Annotated in this window: 4 protein-coding genes and 1 pseudogene; 4 read left to right on the top strand and 1 reads right to left on the bottom strand. The window is 72.0% G+C overall.

Going from position 1 to position 3319, the window contains the following annotated elements; translation table 11 throughout:
• On the bottom strand, window positions 1-578 hold a 578-nt coding region (locus RT323_RS16430), incomplete at its 3' end, for an amidase (RefSeq protein WP_313410347.1).
• Window positions 579-661: 83 nt separating this feature from the next.
• On the opposite strand from RT323_RS16430, the gene RT323_RS16425 reads away from it, so the two are divergent.
• The 4 genes and pseudogenes from RT323_RS16425 to RT323_RS16410 all read left to right on the top strand — a co-directional run.
• A complete protein-coding gene (locus RT323_RS16425; protein WP_313410345.1) occupies window positions 662-1006 on the top strand; it encodes a PadR family transcriptional regulator in 345 nt (114 codons plus the stop codon).
• On the top strand, window positions 1003-1719 hold the full coding sequence (locus RT323_RS16420; RefSeq protein ID WP_313410343.1) for a hypothetical protein: 717 nt from the start codon (window positions 1003-1005) through the stop codon (window positions 1717-1719). The genes RT323_RS16425 and RT323_RS16420 overlap by 4 nt, the downstream gene beginning before the upstream one ends.
• A 111-nt stretch (window positions 1720-1830) precedes the next feature.
• Window positions 1831-2406 carry a maleylpyruvate isomerase family mycothiol-dependent enzyme gene (locus RT323_RS16415; RefSeq protein WP_313410342.1) on the top strand — a complete coding sequence of 192 codons (576 nt, stop codon included), beginning with the start codon at window positions 1831-1833 and terminating at the stop codon, window positions 2404-2406.
• A gap of 302 nt (window positions 2407-2708) precedes the next feature.
• Window positions 2709-3319, top strand: a pseudogene (locus RT323_RS16410) (hypothetical protein); the annotation flags it as partial.

Below are 3319 nucleotides of genomic sequence, written 5' to 3'. Positions count from 1 at the left end.
ACGCGGCCGCGACTGGGCTTGAGACCGATCACGCCGCAGCACGAGGCCGGGATGCGGATCGAGCCGCCACCGTCACTGCCGGGCGCCCACGGGAGCAGGCGAGCGGCGACCGCTGCGGCGGCGCCGCCGCTGGATCCGCCGGCGTTGAGGTCCGGGTTCGCAGGAGCGCGCGCCGGCCCGACGACGTCGTTGTCGGTGTACGAGCTGAGTCCGAACTCCGGGGTGTTCGTCTTGCCCAAGCTGACGAACCCGGCCCGCTCGACCAGCCCGACGAGGTCGGCGTCGCGGTCGGGCACGGTGTCGGCCATCAGGGCCGAGCCCATCGTCGTGCGCACCCCGGCGGTCGGGGTGAGGTCCTTGAAGGCCGTGGGGACGCCCGCGAACGGCGGCCGCTCGGTCATGGCGTCGAGCTCGGCGGCGCGGGCGAGGGCACGCTCGGGCGCCACGGTCACGAACGCGCCCAGCTGCTCGACCTCGATGCGGTCGAGGAAGTGCCGGGTCACCTCCGTGCATGAGACCTCGCCCGAGGCGATCGTCGTGGCCAGGTCGTGGGCGTCCAGGTCGTGCAGTTCGGTCACGCCGCCACGCTCTCGCGTCCGGAGCGTTTCGACAAGCGGCCGAAGGACTAGACAGTCTCACTAACTAGTGTCACCATCTAGTCATGGCAGATCGTGGGTGGCCCAGCGACTGGACGAGAGCAGCACTCGCGCTGTGCGTCCTGCGGGTGCTCGCGGCGGGTCCGACCTACGGCTATGCGATCGCCGGCGCCCTCGAGGACGCCGGCTTCGGCTCGGTCAAGGGCGGCACGCTCTACCCATTGCTCGGTCGACTCGAGTCAGCCGGCTGGGTCGATGTCGAATGGCGGGCCGGCGAGGGCGGGCCCGGCCGCAAGTACTTCGCGCTGACCCCGGTCGGCGCAGCAGAGCTGGAGCACCAGAGTCGGGCGTGGACCGATTTCACCCGCATGGTGGGCGACCACCTGCGCGAACCCGGAGGGACCTCATGACCGTCGACCTGACGAAGGACCACCAGCGCTGGCTCGACGACCTCGTCCTGGAGCTGCGGCTGCTCGACGTGGACGGGCGCGCGATCGGGGACGCCGTGGCGAGCGCCCGCGAGTTCCTGGACGACGCGCAGGTGCCGGCCGAGCAGGCGTTCGGGAGCCCGCGCGAGTATGCGCAGGAGCTCGACCTGAGGCCGCTGGCAGGGGGCGACGGGCTGGGGCGCACCGTGGTGCTGGCCGCGGTGGACGTGCTGGGCTTCCTCGCCTTCGTCTTCGCCGCGGGGCCGGCCTGGCGCGGAGAGCGGTTCGACCTCGACGCCGGCACGGCGGTGCTGGTCCTGACGGTGATCGCGTTGGTCCTCCTGACGCCCAGGATGCTCCCGGTCGTCCTGCGCGCCGCGCCCTGGAAGATCGGCCTGGGTGTCGCCACCGTCTTCGCGTTCCAGGTCGCGGTGGTGTTCCTGCTCGGTGACGCCCGGCTCGCGAGCATGCCCGCCTGGCCGCTCGCGGTGCTGGGGCTGGTGGTCCTTGTCGCCTCGCTCGTCCGGGCATGGCGGACCCGAGCGGAGCTGGACGACCCCGTCGTCGACCCCCTGGGCCGAGACCTGGACGACCGCGGCGCGTCGCGATCGAGCGGACTCGTCCTGATTCCGCAGGTGGTCACCTTCGTCGCGGCCTGGTGCTTCGTCCTGCTGGACGTCCTGATCGCTCGCTGAGAAGCGCGTGCGGCGCGCTGGTGGGACCCGGTCGCCCGTGGTGCCCTGGCGGCGAGGGTTGACGCAGGGATCGATCTGTCGTCGACTGTGGGCACCCGCGACGTGTGGAGGATGACCATGACTGCAGCCGATCCGATCTCGACTCGCCACGAACGGGTGGCCGGCCACTTCACCGGGGTCGCCGATCGTGTCGAGGACTGGGACGCGCCCAGCCCCGTTCCGGAGTGGACGGCGCGTGACGTCGTGATGCACCTCGTGATGTGGATCCACGACTTCCTGGCCGACGGTGGCGTCGACCTGGCCCGGCACATCGACGGTGGCGACCCGTTGGGGACCTGGCACGCGCACTCGGGCGAGCTGCAGGCACTGCTCGAGTCGGCCGCGGCGGACGAGCAGTTCACGCGTCCCCAGGCCGGTACCGCGACGTTGAAGGAGACCCTGGACCGCTTCTACACGGTCGACGTCCTCATGCACACGTGGGACCTCGCGGAGGCCGCGGGACTGCCGTCCGGCCTGGACCCGCAGGAGTGCGAGCGGCTGCTCGACGGGATGCGCCAGATCGAGCCGATGCTGCGCGAGTCGGGCCAGTTCGGCACGGCTGCCGTCCCGGTTCCCGACGACGCCGACGGCGTCACGCGGCTCATGGCCTTCATCGGCCGCGACCCGCGCTGGCGCTCCCGCGACTGAGGCGACAGTCGCTCGTCTTCGAGGCGCGACCTGCGACGCCGCGCCCACGACGACCTGACCCGTCGGGGTGAACCGACACCCTCCTCGAGGGTGAAGTCGCTCCGATCGTCCCTGCGGAGCCAGATCCCACTGGCAACATCGGGCACGCGGTCACCGAGCGAGGGTGGCCGTCGCCGCCAGCAACCCAGCAGTGTTGGCGCCCGATCTTGGGTGACGTCTGCACGGATGGCCTGCCATGACGCGGCGTCCGCACGTCACGAGAGGGACAATCAGTGTCCACACGCAGACAACCTGCCACGCGCATGGCGCGCCGAGGCCTCACGAGGCTCGCCGCCACCAGTGCCGCAGCCGCGACCGGAGCGGCGATGCTGGTCATCGCGCCGGCACCGCTGGCCGTGGCCGGCCCGGCTCCATCGCCCACCAGCTTCTCCAGGACCGCCGTCGGCAACTTCTCGGGCACGGTCCCGAACGGGGTGTGCTCGGTGGAGATCGAGGCCCTCGGTGGCGCCGGCGGCAGCTCGATCGGCGCCGCGAACACCAACGGCTCCGGCGCGCGCGTCTCGGTGACGTACCCGGTCGTCCCCGGCACCGGATTCTCCGGCATCGTCGGTTCGGGCGGGCGTGAGGGCGGCAACGCGAACGGCTCGATGGGCCTGGGTGGCGCACCCGGCGGCGGTCGCGGCGGCATCTCCGCCGGTTACAGCAACATCTACCACCACGGTGCGGGCGGCGGTGGCTACACGTCCGTCAACATCGGCGGCACCGAGGCGGTCATCGCCGGTGCCGGTGGCGGCAGCGGCGGCGGACACACGCCGAGCGGCACGACGTACGGCTTCGGCGGCAACGGCGGCCTGCCGACCGCCGCGGGCGTGACCGTCGGCCAGAACGGCTTCACCGGGTTCGACGGCACCAG

This window comes from Aeromicrobium sp. (assembly GCF_032084975.1).
In the GTDB taxonomy this organism is placed as follows: Bacteria; Actinomycetota; Actinomycetes; order Propionibacteriales; family Nocardioidaceae; genus Aeromicrobium.
Note: the sequence above shows the minus strand (reverse complement) of the source record. Positions and strands in the feature narration are given on the sequence as shown.

Coding starts and splice junctions, on each gene's coding strand:
- RT323_RS16425 (WP_313410345.1), top strand. CDS start 662: ATGGCAGATCGTGGGTGGCCCAGCGACTGGACGAGAGCAGCACTCGCG.
- RT323_RS16420 (WP_313410343.1), top strand. CDS start 1,003: ATGACCGTCGACCTGACGAAGGACCACCAGCGCTGGCTCGACGACCTC.
- RT323_RS16415 (WP_313410342.1), top strand. CDS start 1,831: ATGACCATGACTGCAGCCGATCCGATCTCGACTCGCCACGAACGGGTG.